The organism is Collinsella sp. AF05-9 (assembly GCF_003465595.1).
GTDB lineage: Bacteria > Actinomycetota > Coriobacteriia > Coriobacteriales > Coriobacteriaceae > Collinsella.
Map to the genome: position 1 here is coordinate 15139 of NZ_QSBB01000017.1, position 17121 is coordinate 32259.

At 60.0% G+C, this 17121-nt stretch carries 11 protein-coding genes; 1 reads left to right on the forward strand and 10 read right to left on the reverse strand.

Annotated features, from left to right (window positions below; genetic code table 11):
- Positions 1 to 22: 22 nt before the first annotated feature.
- From DWV43_RS06320 to DWV43_RS06360, 9 genes are all read right to left on the reverse strand, one after another.
- Positions 23 to 1021, reverse strand: coding sequence for a class B sortase (locus tag DWV43_RS06320; RefSeq protein ID WP_117817455.1), 999 nt, complete (start codon positions 1019 to 1021; stop codon positions 23 to 25).
- A 35-nt stretch (positions 1022 to 1056) separates the two neighbouring features.
- The gene (purE, locus tag DWV43_RS06325) at positions 1057 to 1521 is read right to left on the reverse strand and encodes a 5-(carboxyamino)imidazole ribonucleotide mutase (RefSeq protein ID WP_006235810.1); all 465 of its coding nucleotides are present in this window, start codon (positions 1519 to 1521) and stop codon (positions 1057 to 1059) included.
- Positions 1522 to 1738: 217 nt separating this feature from the next.
- The gene (locus DWV43_RS06330; protein ID WP_117817453.1) at positions 1739 to 8152 is read right to left on the reverse strand and encodes a discoidin domain-containing protein; all 6414 of its coding nucleotides are present in this window, start codon (positions 8150 to 8152) and stop codon (positions 1739 to 1741) included.
- Between the two features lie 514 nt (positions 8153 to 8666).
- Positions 8667 to 9107 carry a MarR family winged helix-turn-helix transcriptional regulator gene (locus DWV43_RS06335; protein ID WP_158550938.1) on the reverse strand — a complete coding sequence of 147 codons (441 nt, stop codon included), beginning with the start codon at positions 9105 to 9107 and terminating at the stop codon, positions 8667 to 8669.
- Between the two features lie 104 nt (positions 9108 to 9211).
- Positions 9212 to 9538 carry a hypothetical protein gene (locus DWV43_RS06340; protein ID WP_117646153.1) on the reverse strand — a complete coding sequence of 109 codons (327 nt, stop codon included), beginning with the start codon at positions 9536 to 9538 and terminating at the stop codon, positions 9212 to 9214.
- A 195-nt stretch (positions 9539 to 9733) separates the two neighbouring features.
- On the reverse strand, positions 9734 to 10561 hold the full coding sequence (locus DWV43_RS06345; protein ID WP_117716197.1) for a PTS system mannose/fructose/sorbose family transporter subunit IID: 828 nt from the start codon (positions 10559 to 10561) through the stop codon (positions 9734 to 9736).
- Positions 10561 to 11418 (reverse strand): PTS sugar transporter subunit IIC, encoded by an 858-nt coding sequence (locus tag DWV43_RS06350; protein ID WP_117786175.1) that lies wholly within the window; start codon positions 11416 to 11418, stop codon positions 10561 to 10563. Before DWV43_RS06350 ends, DWV43_RS06345 begins: the two co-directional genes overlap by 1 nt.
- A gap of 71 nt (positions 11419 to 11489) precedes the next feature.
- Positions 11490 to 11978 carry a PTS sugar transporter subunit IIB gene (locus DWV43_RS06355; RefSeq protein ID WP_117716198.1) on the reverse strand — a complete coding sequence of 163 codons (489 nt, stop codon included), beginning with the start codon at positions 11976 to 11978 and terminating at the stop codon, positions 11490 to 11492.
- A 79-nt stretch (positions 11979 to 12057) separates the two neighbouring features.
- Positions 12058 to 12492 carry a PTS sugar transporter subunit IIA gene (locus tag DWV43_RS06360; RefSeq protein WP_089572603.1) on the reverse strand — a complete coding sequence of 145 codons (435 nt, stop codon included), beginning with the start codon at positions 12490 to 12492 and terminating at the stop codon, positions 12058 to 12060.
- A gap of 308 nt (positions 12493 to 12800) precedes the next feature.
- Between DWV43_RS06360 and DWV43_RS06365 the strand changes: the two genes are divergently transcribed.
- Positions 12801 to 13583 carry a GntR family transcriptional regulator gene (locus DWV43_RS06365; protein WP_158569840.1) on the forward strand — a complete coding sequence of 261 codons (783 nt, stop codon included), beginning with the start codon at positions 12801 to 12803 and terminating at the stop codon, positions 13581 to 13583.
- Between the two features lie 222 nt (positions 13584 to 13805).
- Here DWV43_RS06365 and carB read toward each other — a convergent pair whose 3' ends face one another.
- Entirely contained in the window at positions 13806 to 17120 is a 3315-nt protein-coding gene (gene carB, locus DWV43_RS06370) for a carbamoyl-phosphate synthase large subunit (RefSeq protein ID WP_117817449.1), read from the reverse strand.
- Position 17121: the final 1 nt, after the last annotated feature.

Below are 17121 nucleotides of genomic sequence, written 5' to 3' on the forward strand. Positions count from 1 at the left end.
TTTTTAGCTACTCTCGAACAACTTATTCCTCGACCGGCGTGAGCACCATGACGGCGCGTGTGTTGCTCAGCGACAGCGAACGACAGGTCACAAGCGTTACAACCTTAGTTGCCGAAGCGGCACGATCGGTGGCATCACTCGCCACGGCAGAAGCGCCGTCGAGCATCTCGGACAGGTAGTTCTTGAGTCCGTCGTCGCCCTCAAAATTGGTCGTGCGCGCCTTGGCATACGTGTCCTCGACCACCTTGGTCGCCAGCGGACGCAACTTATACGCCGCATCGCGCGTGATGTAGTACACATATTCAATGCTATCGAACGTTGCCTGGTCAGTCGTATCCGAAATCACGTTGAACATCGACCCATCGTTCATATGGTGGCCGTAGATCGTGGTCTGCTGGTCGACCATTCCCGGCGCGGTGTCATCGCTATCCAAGAAGATGGCACCCGAGGCGTTAGACGTGCCATCGAACAGCGTGTTGAGGTATTTGGAGTTGTTGTTGGTCTGCACCACGGGATAGTTGATGTTGGTTCCCGGCACGTAAATCCAACCCACAATCTCGGGGTTCGTCTGAGCAAGCGCATCAAAGTCGATAATCGGCACGCCGCTGGCGTCCTTATCGCTTACATATTGCTTCTCGATTTTCTGATACGAATCGCTCGCCTGCTTATAGCCAATCTGGGCATTAATAAAAATAGCGGCGGCGGCGACAATCAGACCGATACCGATGATGATGAGCAGAATGGGAATAATGGAGTGGCGCTTTTTGCGCGGCGGCTCGGTGCGATCCGACGGCGCGGCATGCGATGAAGACCGGGGCGGCTTCTTAGCGGAGCTATAAGACGAAGGACGATATGCGGCCGGCGCGTCCTGTCGACGATGCGTCGCCGGTGTCACGGGGCGCGGCGCGCGCGGCTGCTGAGGAGAGGATGTCCGACCCTGCTGTGCCGCACGGGCAGCACCCGGCTTCGACGGATCGGGAATCTGAGAAGCCTTGAATCGTTTTCCCTGATAATCGGACATGGCTCTCCTTATACTGCGGTGAAACGGTGGGACGCTTAGGCGTCAGCCATCTCCTGCTTCATCTTCTCGATAACCTTGCGGTACTCGGGGTCGCAAGCACCCAGAATCTGTGTGGCATAGATGGCGGCGTTCTTGGCGCCGTTGATGGCAACGCAGGCCACGGGCACGCCCGAAGGCATCTGCACCATCGACAGCAGCGAATCCATGCCGCCCAGGTCACTCGTCTTCATAGGCACGCCGATAACCGGCAGCGGCGTAAAGGCAGCCACGACACCACCCAAGTGGGCGGCCTTGCCGGCAGCGGCGATAATCACTTTGATACCGCGATCGGCGGCAGTCGAAGCCCACTCGTGGACCTTCGCCGGTGTGCGGTGTGCGCTCGCAATGACGAGCTCATAGGGCACGCCCAGCGCCTCGAGCTCGGCGGTGCAACCTTCCATAACGCCCAGATCGGACTTGGAACCCATGATGATCCCGACAACCGGCTTTTGATCTGCCATAAACAAAGACCTCCTGTTGAGAGCGGTGACGCGGCCAATCCGCGACCCTTAACTGCAAATAATTCAAGTATAGCCGCCGATGCTGATGTGTTCGGCGGGAGACGGAACGCTTTGCGAGATTAAGGCCGAAGGGTCGGAGCTTTCTGCCTACATTCAAAAAGCGTGCCCACCGTCCTTGGGTGGGACGGCGGGCACACTTGCTTAGCTGTTGCTGGGGCTACTTAGCCTTGCTGCGACGATGGAAGAAAGCGCCGATCGCGGCGATGATGGCGCCAAGACCACCGACGGTCGCGACGGTCGCCGCCGTCTGGTCTCCGGTATTGGGAATCGCCGAACCGTTCTTCTTGCTGCCCTGGGCCTTGTCGCCTGCGGGCTTGCCCGCCTGGTTGCCGCCGTTCGAGCCATTGCCGGAACCCTGGTTGCCCGAGCCGCCCTGGTTGCCGGAATCGGCATCCTTGAGGCTCTCAATGGCCAGCTTGAGCTGGCTATAGGCCGCCTGGATCTGGGTGTCGGAAGCATTCTCATCACCCAAGACGTCCTCGGCGTAGGTAATGGCATCCGTCAGGGCCTTGACAGACTCGGCCGTCTTGCCCCTGGTGTCAGTCTCCTTCGCCTGCTTGACCAGGGCCTTGAGCTGCTTCTTAGTCGGATTCTCGACCGGGACCACCGGGGTCTTCTCGAGCGCGTCGCGGGCGCTCTCGAGCGCCCTGAGCGCCTGGTCGACCTCGTCCTGCGTGGCATCCTCGTCGCTCAAGATGGCGCGGGCGCTCGCCAGGGCGTTCTCGAGCGCCGTCCAGGAGGCCTCGGTGTAGTCGCCGGCCTTGAGGTCGCCGGCGGCAAGCTCGGCATCAACCTTTTCGATCGCGGCAGTGAGATCATCCTTCGCCACCGGATCGGGGACGGCCGTACCGTAGAACTTGAGCTCCGCCATGCTGCAGTAGGCATCAACGTCGCCCCCGCCGGCGTGAATCACCTTGACGGTCACGTAGCGACCGCGCGCGGCGCCAAAGCTCATCTGTTTCCAGTCGCCACGGTCGGTGAGCACGCGGCCATCGTTGTCGAAGGCGAACGTACCCATCGACGCGGCGGTGCCCTTCTCATAACCGTCGGCAGTGTCGGAGACCAGTATCTCGGCCTCGAAGATATCGCCGTTAGTGCCGCCGTCCTGGCGCGGCAGGAATGTAACGTCGGTGAGATCGTAGTCGCGGCCCAGGTCGACACTCAGATACTGGGGCATACCGGTCCCATGGGCCCAGTCGCTGTGCCAAAGCGTCCGCTCGTCGCCGTCGAGAGCGTTGACGGCGTTGCTGCCCTCGTAGTCGGCCTCACTCGAGAAGCCGGCCACCTTGACGTTCTTGCGGTTCTCGGGCGTGTTGATGAGAATCTTCTCATCAACAGGGCGCATCTTGAGGCCGTCGATTGCCTTCTCGATCTTGGCTGTGGCGTCTGCGACATCCTTCTTGCTATAGCTGCCCTGGCCGCTGTCGAGGAGCTTCTGAGCCGCCTCGACCGCAGTGGTGAGAGCTGCATAGGAATCCTTGGTGTAGACGGACTCGCTGTAGCCCGCGGCCTTGGAAAGCGCTGCTACGAGCGCAGAGGTATCGACACCAGCCTTGACCTCGACCTCATAGGATGCGGTCTTGGAGGGGTCGAGTACCGACGCCACCGTGATCTTTGCCTTGCCGGCCTTGTTGGCACGCAGGTAGTAGCTCACGCTATCGCCAGCCTGAACAGCGGAGACGCTTACCACAGAGGGGTCGGAGCTCTCGACCGTCACATAGGGGTAGCCAGCGCTCTCAGGCGTAGCCTTGGCGTCGACGGGCGTAATGTCGCCTTCAAAGAACTCGGTCTGGTTCTTGCCTAGCTCGACACCCTCGATGGCCTCGACACCCTGCGTGTAGTTGAAGTTGACCTCACGCAGTGTGAGCATCTGGTCACCCGATGCCTCAAGCGGCGTGACCTCGACCTTGGTCGCCTTCTTGCCCTTGTTCTCGGCAGAGAGGTCAAAGGCGTAGCGAGCCAGGAAGGAATCGTACTCCCCGCCCGCGAACTCTTGGGTCGAGCCATCCTCGAACGTCACGACAGCCTTGATCTTCTGCACGGTTCCGTTGCCACCGTTGCGGTTAACGACCTCGACACTATCGAGTTTCGACGGCGTCTTAAATGCGAATGTCATCGTGGTGGGAAGCTTCACGTAACTCGGAAGCTTACCCTCGCTGTCCCAGTTGCCGCTCCAGTTCCATAGGAACTCAAAGCCGTTGTCGCCCTCGTTATTATCGAACAGCGCGTTATAGCTCTTCTGCTGGATAAGTTTCTCGACGTTGGTCCCGTCGTCGGTCGTGAGCTCATCGTTGGTCATCGTGATGTTGAAGGCGTCCTGACCGTACTCGGCGACCGTTGGCTGAGGAACATCCGGCATCGTCACCGTGCCGTCGCTCGCAAACTCAAGTGCGTCGCATGCCGGACCGATGAGCCAAGATGTCGAGGGCAGTTCGACCTTGCCGGCGGTCTTGGCCTTGAGCTTGAAACTCGCCACCGCGCCGGTACCGTTGTAGAGCTTGCCATCGCCGCGGTTGGCAAAGGCGAGATTGATAGTCTGCGTTCTGTCCGCGAACTGGACCTTCTCGCGAGACAGGTTCTCCATGCCGGCAGTCGAGCCGTCCTGCGCGATGCTCTCGGACACAAACTCGAACTGGTCGCTCTTGAAGTTGACGAGAGCGCCCAGGGCGTTGACGTTCTTGGCGTCGGCCGCATAGACATCAACGGTGATCTCATCACCGGCCTCGACCTCGGTCTTGCTCGGAATCACCGCGAGCGAACCTGCGACCTTGCCCTTTTGTTTAGTGCCGCCGTCAAGACCCGCCATGGTGAACGAGTAATCGTAGACGTCGTAAACGCCGTTATCGTTGAGGTCGGCGAAGTGGTCGCGGATCTGCGAACCGAACGTCGGGGTATCGGGCTCGCGATTCTCGAGGCCCAGATAGTTCTTCATGTTGGAGTAGTCTCCGTCGGAGATCGTGGCCTTGTTGAGGTTGGAGCCCACGGCGAAGCCATCCGTGCCGTCGGTCTTGTAGATGGCAATCTCGGACGCGGAGAAGAAATTGCCGACCGAGGCGAGCGGTGTCATGCGCACGTAACGGGCGGCCACGGTGCCGTCAAACGCTACCGTCTTACAATCAGCGGAACGTGCCCAATCGACCTCCTGGCTCGTCCAGTGGACGCCATCGAGACTCGTCTCAACACGCATCTTGGTCACAGTGCCGTTGCCGGCGTCATCGCGCGGATAGTACTCGAGCTTATCGAGCTTGTAAGCGCGTCCATAGTCAACGGTAAGCGCCTTGCCCAGATCGTTGCCACCGGAGTGGAAACCGCCGTCGCCCGACTGGAACTCATGGTCGAAGGCGAGCTCGGCCTTATGGCTGCCGTAAAGTGAGCCCTCCCAGGTGATTTGCTCGGCGTCGGGGACGTTCCGCCACGGATCGAGTGCGGAGTTCGCCTCGAGCACATCGCTCCAGGCGGAGTAGCCCTCGGCGTTGCGCGAACGAATCTGGTAGGTGTGCTTGCTATTGTAGGCGAGGTCGGTGTGCGTGAACTCGGCCGCATCACCCACGGCGAACACGGTGCCGTCGACCTTAAGGTCGTAGGAGGTAGCACCATCGACCTTTCCCCAGGTGAGCTTGATGCTCGTTGGGGTCGTGACGTCCTCGGGGGCAGCAAGGTTCGTGGGTGCGGAGAGGCTCTCGTTGAGGCGATCGGCTGTGAGCGTGGCGTCGGCGTTCACGAAACCGCCCAGCTCGAGCGTCTGCGCCGCCGCAGCAACATCGGTCTTCGCGAACTTGACGTAGACCTTGGGGTTCGTGGTGATCTTGGTGTTGTTAAAGCTCTCGCCCCGCTCGGCCTCGGTGCCGTCCACATCGCTGCCGTAGTGGTTGAGGTTAGGGGTCTCGCTGTAGAAGTAGACCGCCTGGCCGGCCTCGGGGGTCGCGGTGTCAAAGGTCTCCTGCGAGTCGACCTCAACCACGTTGAGCGCGGATCCGCCGTTCTTGGCGACGACGCTCATGGGCTTGGCGGACACGTTGGCCACGAAGGTCGTGGTGCGATTGGAGTCGTAGCCGTTGTAGCCACCCTGCGAGGCTTCGGCGGTAAAGGTCGCGGTGCCGCCTGCGGCCTTGGATCTGTAGACGGTGCTCACATGCTCACCGTAGGAGATATTGTCGATCGTACCGTAGGAATCGTCCTCAGTCGTGTTGTTCTCGATGGAGGAGCCGTCGTCCTCGTACTGCGTAAAGGTGCCGTCGCCCTCGGTGGCGAAGAACTCGACGATACGCTGGCTGCGGTCGGTACCCTTGGTGTTGGTGTCGCTCACGGCCTCGGGGTTGTTGTTCTCGGCGTACATCGGCACGATAGCGTTGGCCTTCACAAACAGCGGCAGCTTCCAAAGCGGAGCCTCGTAGTTGTTGAGAACCTGGCCGCCGCGATACTGCTTACCCGAGAAGTAATCGATCCAGATGGTGGGATTCTCGTCGGTGCCGTAGTTGGGGAGGTAAATCCCATTGCGAATGTCGTTGCCGTTCTCGTCTGCCTGGGTATCCTGATACACCGGTGCCACTAGGAAGTTCTCACCGAACATATACTGGTACTGCGTCGAGGTGCTTGCGGCGTACTCGGAGTTATCGGAAAGCAGCATGGCGCGGATCATGGGCAGGCCGGCATCGCCGTTACCCGTGTCGATGTTGGCCGCCGAGGCCGCGCTCGTGTAGATATAGGGCATGAGCTGCGCCTTGAGCTTGAGGTAGAAGCGCGAGATGCCTGTGTAGGGATCGCCGTGCGTCATGGGCGATTTACGGTAGGTGCCCCAACCGTCCATGTCGAGCATAGAGGGCGTGAACGTCTTCCACTGGTAGTCACGCGCAGAGATGATGGGGTCACCGCCAAAAATGCCATCCATGTCGGAGCCGATGTTGGGGTTGCCCGAAAGACTCTGACCGATATACGTGGGGATATGGAAGCGAATGTACTCCCAGTTACCGCCATACTGGTCGCCGGTCCAAATGCCACCAAAGCGCTGCGTGCCGGCCCAACCATCGAGCGTGATGATGTTGGGGCGCTTGTTAGCGCCGGTCGTCACCGTGTCATAAGCTGTCTTGATGCCATTAAGACCAAAGGAGTAGCCAGATCCAACCCAGGCAACGTCGGTCTTAAGGGTAGTGATGCCTCCCGTCTTGACCTCGGCGTCGAAGTCGCGAAGCAGATGCCACGGGGTCTCAGGGTTGCTGTCGGGCTCAAGGTTGGACTGGGTCCACAAGCCCGTGCTCACACCCTTTGAGTTGGCATACTCGGTGAACTTCTTAAGGTTGTCGACGTTGGCACGCACAGCGTTAAGACGGTCGGCCGAGCTCGCTCCGTCGGAGTTGACGCCGCCGGTCTTGTAGTAACCGTTCTGGCCATAGCCGGCGCCGTAGCCGTCGTTCGGCAGGAACCAGCCGAGCGGCATGTCGCTGTCCTCGTAGTCATCGATAACCTGCCGAGCAGAGAACTGGCGGTCGAAATCGGTCGCTTTCATGTTCTCGGTATCAACCGTAGGGCCCTCACCGTTGAGCGTCTCGGCCGCAAGTGTGCCGTCGAGCTTGTAGCCCGTCGACATGCCAGACTCGTACTTAACGTCGCCCTTCTCGCTCGAGGACTTGCTGCCCTTGGTCTCCCACTTCTTTTGACCCGAGGTCGTTGACCAGCCATCACGGTTATAGGCATTAAGATGACCAAGGTAGAACCCGTACTCGGGCAGCAGTACCGGGTTACCGGTCACCTTGTAGTAGTCCTGCAGCATCTCAGTTGCCACGTTCGAAGCTCCCTCGTTGGTCGCCACGAAGTAGTAGGCATCAAACTCATTCTCGCTGTGCAAAGTCGTGACCGTCGATGAGTCCGTGGAACCGAAGTCGTAGGAACCCTCTGCAAACGTGTTTCGGAGCACGCCGTAGCCGTCACTCGTCCAATAAAACGGGTTGGGCGAGGCAACGCCGCCATCGGTCCAGTTGTTCGTGTTGGAGATGGCGATGGTCTGGTTGGTGTGCAGGAAGCGTCCGTTCTGGGTGCCGCCGCCAAAGAAGTTCTCGGACTTCTCCTTGGCGAGCGTCTGGACGGTACCCTTCTTATCAAGGTCGAGGGACGCGGACTCGGAAACCACGACACGGTCGCCTGACTTGATACTCATCTTGCCAGTCGCCTTGTCCAGGATCACGGTCGCCTTTCCGCCGGTGATCTCGATAGTGTCGCCCTTGTCGGCAACCGTCGCACTCGGCTTGCTGTAGGTGTCCGAGGTATCGGGCTGAGCCTGGATCTTAGCCGTGTGGGACTTACTGCGCGGCGTGGCGTACTCGGAAAACTCACCCTTGGGGTCGACGTTATAACGGAAAATACCGTCCTCGAGGAACGTAATACGGCCCTTGATGCCGTCAGCGAAATCGATGTCGACGACATTCGAGGCAGACTGGGACACGGTCGCCGAGTCGACGCCCTTGAGTGGCGTGGCAATCGCCTGCTGGGGATTGGCAAACACGAGCGTCGCTGCAGTGGCAACGAGGACCGCGCTTCCCTTCACCCACCGTTTCGTAAAAATGGAATTCCTGCGCATCTGGTCTCCTTTCTTCCGACATGCTGAGGTGCCGAGGACGCCCCCCCCCCGGCAGCATGGGAAAACGTATCAAACGGAGATGTTCGGTACATTCCGCACAATGGGGCCACCCGTTACCAAGGGGCCAACTGGTAGTAACCAGATAGCCACCTACTAGGTCATATCAACATATGGGAGCACTTGCGCACCCAAGTTCGGAATTCTCCCAGCGGCAGCAAAATAAGCGTCAACGGCAAGGTGGGCTTAATAAGCCATACCAATTGGTTCTTCAGTCAAATACCAATCTAGCAAAAATGTACTGTTTATCTGGTATTACACAGACCATACCTTTCCCTCGGGAACTGGGCTTCGCGAAGTTTCCCGAGGGAAAGGCTCAGCCGCCATCCTGCAACCTACCGGGGATTGCCATGACGTACGTTGGCTGATTTGGTTTGGAATGAGATGTTGACGGTGGCTGATGGGCACAACTGTCCCGGGTGCATTTCAAGATGCACCTAAATGTCTGTCTTTATCCTTATAGATTGTCCAGGTAGTCGTCGGCATCATAGGTAAGGCTGTAAGCTTTATTCAGGATGCGCACGAGCTCCTGGGCATCGTGCTCGCCGAGCGCTGAGAGTTGTTTCGAGAGCGATGCCACACTCTCGGCATTTTTTTTCGCCGCGAAATCACGGCCTTCCTCGGTAATGCTCACCAGCACACGCCGACGATCGTTTGGATCAGTCCTGCGCTGAACGTAACCCTTACTCTCGAGTGAATCCAAGATATGCGACATGCGCGCACGGGAGAATTTCAGCTTCTTGGCAATCTCGGAGGGAATGACATCACCGTCAATACCCGATAGATACTGTAAAACCGGTGCCTCGCCCACACTGGCGCCGCCGGCAGCACTCAAGGATCCCTTGGCAAGGGAACGTGAGTACACAATCAGTTTTCGAGCGACGTCATCGTAATCCACTGGGGATATTGTCCTTTGCAACTCTAGAAGGGCCATAAAACCGTCATTTGCCGTACATTAGTTAACATTCGCAACAATTATTTATGATACCCCAACGCGGAAGTCTATTGCTCGTCCTTCTTGCGTCGCATAAGCTCCTCAACGTCGACACCAGCGGCCTCGAGCATGCGCTCGACATTCTTTTTGGCGTTGGTCGTGCCGACCTTAAGCACGATCGAAAGCGGAGTGCCCACCACCAGGCACACGATGCCCACGGGGACACCCCAGCCGGGGCCGCCCTGCATACCCCACATCCCCATCAAAAAGCCAATCGCCACGAGCGAATAGCCCAGGCGCAGCCAAACATTGAGCCGCTGAATAGCATCGGTCTGCATCTTTGCCTCGCGAATCAAGTCGTCGCGCGAAAGGTCGTGTCCATGTTTCTCGTGCATATGGTCCTCCTCGTGCAAAGTGTGCATCATGCGCAAGTGCATCGTTTGTCGAATACGTCATCTTTCAAGAGCAATATAGCGGGTGTCGTGTAGGCGATGGAGGTCGCTGGCCATATTGCCCTTGAAGGGCGGCGCAAAATCAGAAGGCCGTGCGGTTGAGGCCGCACGGCCTTACAGGGGGCCAGGGGATGATGACTAGTAGCTCAGTGCCGGGTCGAAGAAGCCAATGAGAACGCCCACAAATGCGATCACAACGAGGATCAGCATCATAACGATGGGGTTGACCTTCTTCTTGGTCATCATGTACCAGCAGAAGATGATGAAGACCATGGGCAGCAGGTGCGGATAGATTCCGTCGAGCGTGTCCTGGAACTTACCGCCGCCGGGCAGCACCAGATTGGGGCTGCAGGTGATGGAGACCCAGGTAGCACCGACTGCACCGATGACCATGGTACCGACCATCACGATGGAATCACGCAGAGCCTTGGCCTTGGGGCCGACGAGGGCCTCGACCGCCTTGCCGCCGAGCTCATAGCCCTGGTTGTAGGCAAAGCGCATGCCAAGGAACATGAGCAGGTTCCACACGACAATATAGAAGATGGCACCGAGCGGAGAGCCGCCGGTCGAGAGACCGAGGGCGATACCGAGCAGGATCGGGATCAGGGTACCGACGATCAGCGAGTCGCCAAGGCCGGCGAGCGGGCCCATGAGGCCGGCGCGGATGCCGTTGATGGCGTCGTCGTCGATGGCCTCGCCGTTTGCGCGAGCCTCCTCGAGGCCGGCGGTGACGCCGACAATCATGGTGCCGATCTGCGGCTCGGTGTTGAAGAACGCGGAGTAGGTCTGGAGGGCCTGCTTCTGCTCCTCGGGCGTGTCGTAGAGCTCCTCGACGATCGGAAGCATGGCGCACAGGTAACCGAAGGTCTGCATGTGCTCCTGCGAGAAGCAAGTCAGGTTGCCATAGGACCAGTTGCGGAACGACTTGGCAAGCGTTTTCTTAGAGAGTTTCTTCTTCTCTGCCATTAGATGTCCTCCTCTTCCTCATCATCGGAGCCCGAGGCGATAGCTGCCTTGGGAGCGTTTGCGAGGTCGATCTTGAGCGAAGCGATCTCATAGTTGATCAGGGCGAAGAAGCAGCCGATGCCGGCGGCGGCAATCAGGTTGCATCCCATGACAGCGGACAGGGTGAAGCCGAAGAAGAACGTGAGGAAGTCCGTCGTCTTGGAGATGACCTGCTTGAGCAGGATGGCGATACCGACGGTAGGCAGCAGCGAGCCGACGGTGAACAGCGTCTTCATCGCGATGCCGTCCATGGGCATGTAGGTCTTCATAAGGTCGACCATGGCGGTGCCGCCCATGGTGATGATGAACGTCGGGAGGAACGAGCAGACGATGTGACCGATCCAAGGCAGAACGTTGTTGACCAGGTAGAGCTTGTGGAGGTCGCCCTTCTCGAGCCACTTCCAGCCCATGCCCTGCCACACCAGGTTAATGGTGGCGGTGCCATAGAAGAGCACAGTGCCGAGCGTGCCGACGGCGGCACCGAGGGATGCGGCCATGCCGGCAGCCTCAGCGGAGGCGGGATCGATGCCCGAGTTCTTGATGGCGAGGATCGCCAGCGGGATGCCGATATAGGACACGGCGCGGACGTCGGCGGAGACGGTTCCGCCGGGGGTCACGAGAGCGATGTAGACAACCTGGATGGCAGCGCCGACGAGGATGCCCGTCTGCATATCGCCCATGATGATGCCGACGATGAGGCCGGCGACCAGAGGACGACCCAGAGTGTAGTTGCCGATCGTCGTGCCACCCATGCCAGGCAGTGATGCCAGGCAGGCGAACAGGCCGAACAGCGCGGCTTGGAATGCATTGATTGCCATGCTTTCCCCTTTCTTTATTCCTCAGCCCTTTCCCCCAGGGCTGTAGGTACCAAAATGCGGCTGGCGCCTAACTAGAAGCCAAACTGACCGCGGAACTTGGGCCACTCACCGATGGACTTCTCCTTGATAAGGGCGAACTCGACCGTGTAGCCGGCGTTGGTGAGATCCTCGAGCGCCTGGGCCTCTTCCTGCGTGATCGACTGGTTGTTGCCGAGCTTGGTGGTGCCGGGACGATCGTTGCAGGGACCGACGATGATGCGGTCCATGCCGGGCTTAAAGCCAAAATCGACGAGAAGTTCCTTCATGTCGAGCGGGTTCTTGGTGATCAGGAAGTACTTGGTGTTGGACTTGAGAACCTTCTCGGAGACCTCCTTGAAGTGCTCCTTGGTCCACACGAACGTCTTCTTGCCCGAGGCACTCTTGTAGGCCTCCTTGAGCACGGGGTTGGACGCCGCGGCGTCGTTGACGGCGATAAGACCGTCGCAGGGATACTCGAGGGCCCAACGGGTAACGGTCTGTCCATGGATCATACGGTCGTCAATACGGATGAACGAAATCATGCGTTCTCCCTTTCTTTATCACCGGGGGTCTTTCCTCTTAACCCCCGCTCCATCACGAAAATTTGGGCGGATGCGCTGCCTAGATGTCGTCGTCCTCGTCGTCGGCGTCATCGGTCGGGACAACGAGCTCGGACATACCGTTCTTGCCCTCCTGCAGCATCATCTGCTTGAGGGAATCCAGGTCCATGGTGGCAAGCCCCATCATGGCGGTCATAGCCATGGGCAGATTCATACCGCCGAAGGCAATGGTGTGGGCGAGCAGACCCTTCTCGGCCAGCGTGTTCATGGCATTGGTGAGCGGAGATCCGCCCAGGATGTCACCAAGCAGGACAACCTCGTCATCGGCGGTAACGGGAGCGAGCATCGCCTTGACGTTCTCGACATACTCGTCAGCGCCCATGCCGTCCACGAGACTCGTCGACAAGATGTTCGGGGCGTCATTGCCGAGCATCTTGAGGACACTGTGCAGTCCGGGAGCGAGCGTTCCGTGACTGACCATTACCAGATACCGCATGCGGTCTCCTCTCGACCCGCCGTGTGTCGCACGGCTTTGCTTTTTGCCGAGATTATTGTTGCGCCGGGGCATGTTCGGTACAAGAAAATAGTTGCGAACGGCAACTATTCATCGGTTAACGGTAGCAACTATTTTTGTGCCTAAATTATTTTTTCTTCTAATTATTTTTAAAATAGCAGGTAGATTGCCTGATAAATGTTTTATGTTCCTTATGCACCATACATACCAGCAAGAATCGGGCCTGGCATCTCCGGTTTGCCCCGCAGTGTCAGACCATGTCACGTATGCTCACGACATGGAGGTACCCCATGGACATGATCTCGTTTCTCGCCTCCGAACCCTTCGACCGCAGCGGTGATACGCCGCTCTATGTCCAACTTAAACATCGAATCGCCCTGCTTATCGCCAGCCAGGCGTTCGACACCAAGACGCCGCTGCCGCGCGAGCTCGAAATCTGTGAGCGGCTGGAGTTATCGCGCGCGACCGTGCGCCGTTGTTTCCAAGATCTCGTCATCGAGGGGCGCGTGGTGCGCAAACGTGGGCAGGGCACGTTCATCAAACCCCAAACCTCAGCACCCGGCATCGACCTGGCCCTGAATTTCAGCGCGCGGATGCGCGAAGCGGGACGGGTTCCGAGCTCGCAGATTCTCGCCTTTTCAAGCATACCGGCCGTCCGCGGCATCGCCTCTGGGCTCAAAGTGCCCGAAGGGACACCCGTCTGGGAGATTCGCCGCCTGCGTCTCGCCAACGACAAACCCATGGAGCTCAACTACGTCTATATCCCCGTGTCACTTTGCCCCGAGCTCACACGCAAAGACGTGGATGACTCGCTCTACGCCTACATCGCGGAAAAGACCGGCATCCTGCCCGCAAGCGTCGATGCCGTCTACGAGACGGTCAACCTCGACAAGCATGAGGCGCGCCTTTTGGGACAGAACACCGGTAAGGCGGCGATGCGCATCGTGCGTTCGACCTACGACAAGACGGGAACCCCGTTCGAGGTAGGCGTGCTCATCAGCTGCGACGGTCAGGCAAAGCTGCACGTGCACATCGCCGCCGACAAAACAACCTTCACCGCCACAGCCCAATAAATCCAAAACGTGGGCGCCGTCGTTCAAACGAACGACGGCGCCCACACTCACTTTCTTTTTCAGCCCTAGCCATCGCGCAAAGTCCCTTCGGCAGTACACGGTGCAGCCGAGTCACCGTAGGCCGGGGCGGGAGGGACCGAGTTTCCTCCTGAGCGACTCTGCTTGCAGCCGGAGCGAAAGGGGGAAATCTCGGCCCCTCCCACCCCGGCCGGACAGGTCACACTACACCGTGTACTGCGGCAGGTCCTGCAGGGCGATGACGTCCATGCCCATGTCGTTGGCGCTGCCGTGACCCTGCTGGTCCTCACGCACCGCCTCGATGGCGCTCACGTGCGTGTTGGCGGCAGACATCGCCGTCACGCAGGTCACGCCGCGGCGCACTGCCTCGGTACGCAACAGATAGCCGTCGCCACGCGAACCTGGGCCGTACGGCGTGTTGACGATCACCGCAATCTTGCCATCGGCGATGAGGTCGCCGATGTTGGGGCGCTCGCCGTCATGCGGGCCGCTAATCTTCTCCACGACCTCGCACGTCACGTTGCCGCCACGCAGCACGCGCGCCGTACCCTCGGTGGAGCAGATGTCAAAGCCCAGGTAGCGCAGGATACGCGCGACCGAAAGGATGTGGCGCTTGTCGCGATCGCACACGCTAATGAACACCTTGCCGGCGCTCGGGTCGGGCAGCTTGTAGTCGATCGCCAGCTGCGTCTTGGCGTATGCCTCGGGATAGCTCTTGGCGATACCCATGACCTCGCCCGTCGACTTCATCTCGGGACCCAGGATAACGTCGGCGCCCGGGAAACGACCCCAGGGCATAACGGCTTCCTTCATGCAGAACCAATCGAGCTGACGCTCGTCGCTCGGCAGGCCCAGGCTGGCGATGGAATCGCCCGCCATGATACGCGCCGCACACTTGGCCAGCGGCACGCCGGTGGCCTTGGAGATAAACGGCACGGTGCGGCTGGCACGCGGGTTGGCCTCGATCACGTAAACGGTCTCGCCCTTGATGGCGTACTGCACGTTAACCAGGCCGCGTACGCCCAGCGCCATCGCGATGCGGCGCGTGGTCTCGCGAAGCTTTGCCTGCAGGCTCTCGCTAAAGCTGAACGGCGGGATGCAGGTCGCAGAGTCGCCGGAGTGAATACCGGCCTCCTCGATATGCTCCAGGATACCGCCGATATAGACCTCTTCGCCATCGCACAGGGCGTCGACATCGGACTCGATCGCGCCCTCCAAGAAGCGGTCCAGATACACCGGGTAGTCGGGGCTAATGCGCGCAGCCTCGGCCATGTAATCGCGCAGGTGCTCGGCATCGTAGGCGATCATCATGCCGCGGCCGCCCAGCACGTAGCTCGGACGTACCAGCAGCGGGTAGCCAATGTGCGCGGCGACGGCCTCGGCCTCCTCAAACGAGGTGGCCTGACCCGCCGGCGGGTACATGATGCCCAGCTTGTCGAGCAGGGCGGCAAAGCGCTCGCGGTCCTCGGCAAAGTCGATGGCATCGGGCTTGGTGCCCATGATGTTGACGCCACTCTCCTCGAGCATGCGCGCCAGCTTAAGCGGGGTCTGGCCGCCAAGCGTCACCACGACGCCGTCGGGGCGCTCAACATCGATAACGTCCATGACGTCCTCGTAGGTAAGCGGCTCAAAGTAAAGGCGGTCGGACGTGTCGTAGTCGGTCGAGACGGTCTCGGGATTGCAGTTGACCATGATGGTCTCAAATCCGCGGGCCGCCAGCGCATAGCTCGCATGCACACAGCAGTAGTCGAACTCGATACCCTGGCCGATACGGTTGGGGCCGGCGCCCAGGATCATCGCCTTGGGCTTGTCCGCCGGCGTGGTCTCGTCGGGAGCCACGCACTTCTTGGCATCCGGACTCGTGCGGTAGATGTTCTCGTACGTCTTGTAGTGGTACTCCGTGGCGCTCGAGAACTCCGCAGCGCAGGTATCGACCGTCTTCATGCTGGGAACCACGCCAAGGCCCTTGCGATAGGCGCGCACAAAGCGCTCGTCCGAGCCGGTCAGCGCGGCGATCTCGGCGTCGCTCGTGCCGTACTGCTTGAGCAAGCGCATCGCGTCGGCGTCGATATCCTCCACACGCAGGCCGCGGATGCTTTCCTGGACCTGCACCATGTCGTTGATACGGTTGAGGTACCACGGATCGATGCCGCAGATGGCATGGATGCGGGTGATGTCCCAGCCACGGCGCAGGGCCTCGACCACAAAGAAGATGCGGTGCTCGGTCGGGGTGCCCACGGCCTGGGCGAGCTCGTCGTCGCTCAGCTTGTCGGCACCCTCCTTGCCACCGGCGCAGATACCCTGGTGACCGTCCTCCAGCGAGCGCATGGCTTTGCCGAAGGCCTCCTCAAAGGTGCGGCCAATCGCCATAATCTCGCCCACTGCCTTCATGCGCGTGGTGAGCGTGGGGTCGGTACCCTTGAACTTCTCGAAGGCAAAGCGCGGCACCTTGACAACGCAGTAGTCAATCGTGGGCTCAAAGCAGGCAGGCGTTGCCTTGGTAATGTCGTTGACGATCTCGTCGAGCGTGTAGCCCACAGCCAGGCGCGCGGCGGCCTTAGCGATGGGGAAACCCGTGGCCTTGGAGGCCAGCGCGGACGAACGGCTCACGCGCGGGTTCATCTCGATGACGATCAAGCGACCGGTCTGGGGGTTCACGGCAAACTGCACGTTGGAGCCGCCGGTCTCGACGCCAATCTTCTCCAAGATGGCGAGCGACGCGACACGCATGCGCTGATACTCAAGGTCGGAGAGCGTCTGCGCCGGCGCCACAGTGATGGAGTCGCCGGTGTGCACGCCCATGGGGTCGAGGTTCTCGATGGAGCACACGATGATGCCGTTGCCGGCGTGGTCACGCATAACCTCCATCTCGTACTCTTTCCAACCCTCGATGGACTCCTCGACCAGCACCTCGTGGGCGGGCGAGAGTTCCAGGCCCTGGCTCACGATGGAGACGAGCTCCTCGTGGGTGTGAGCGATGCCGCCGCCGGCGCCGCCGAGGGTAAAGCTCGGACGCAGTACGCAAGGATATCCCACGCGCTCGGCGATGGCCTCGGCGTCTGCCACGCTGTAGGCATAGCCCGAGCGCGCGACCTCCAGGCCGATCTCGGCCATGGCCTCGTTAAAGAGCTTGCGGTCCTCGCCGCGCTCGATAGCGGCCAGGTCGCAGCCGATCATCTCGACGCCGTACTTGTCGAGCGTGCCGTCCTTTGCCAGTTCGACGGCGGCGTTCAGACCGGTCTGGCCGCCCAGCGTGGGCAGCAGCGCGTCCGGGCGCTCTTTCTTGATTACGCGCTCGATAAATTCGGCAGTGATGGGCTCGACATAGGTGCGGTCGGCCAAGCCCGGGTCGGTCATGATGGTCGCCGGGTTGGAGTTGACCAGGATGACCTCAAAGCCATCCTCCTTGAGCACCTTGCAGGCCTGGGCGCCGGAGTAGTCGAACTCACAGGCCTGGCCGATGACGATGGGGCCCGAACCAATGACGAGGATACGCTTGATGTCAGTACGTTTCGGCATG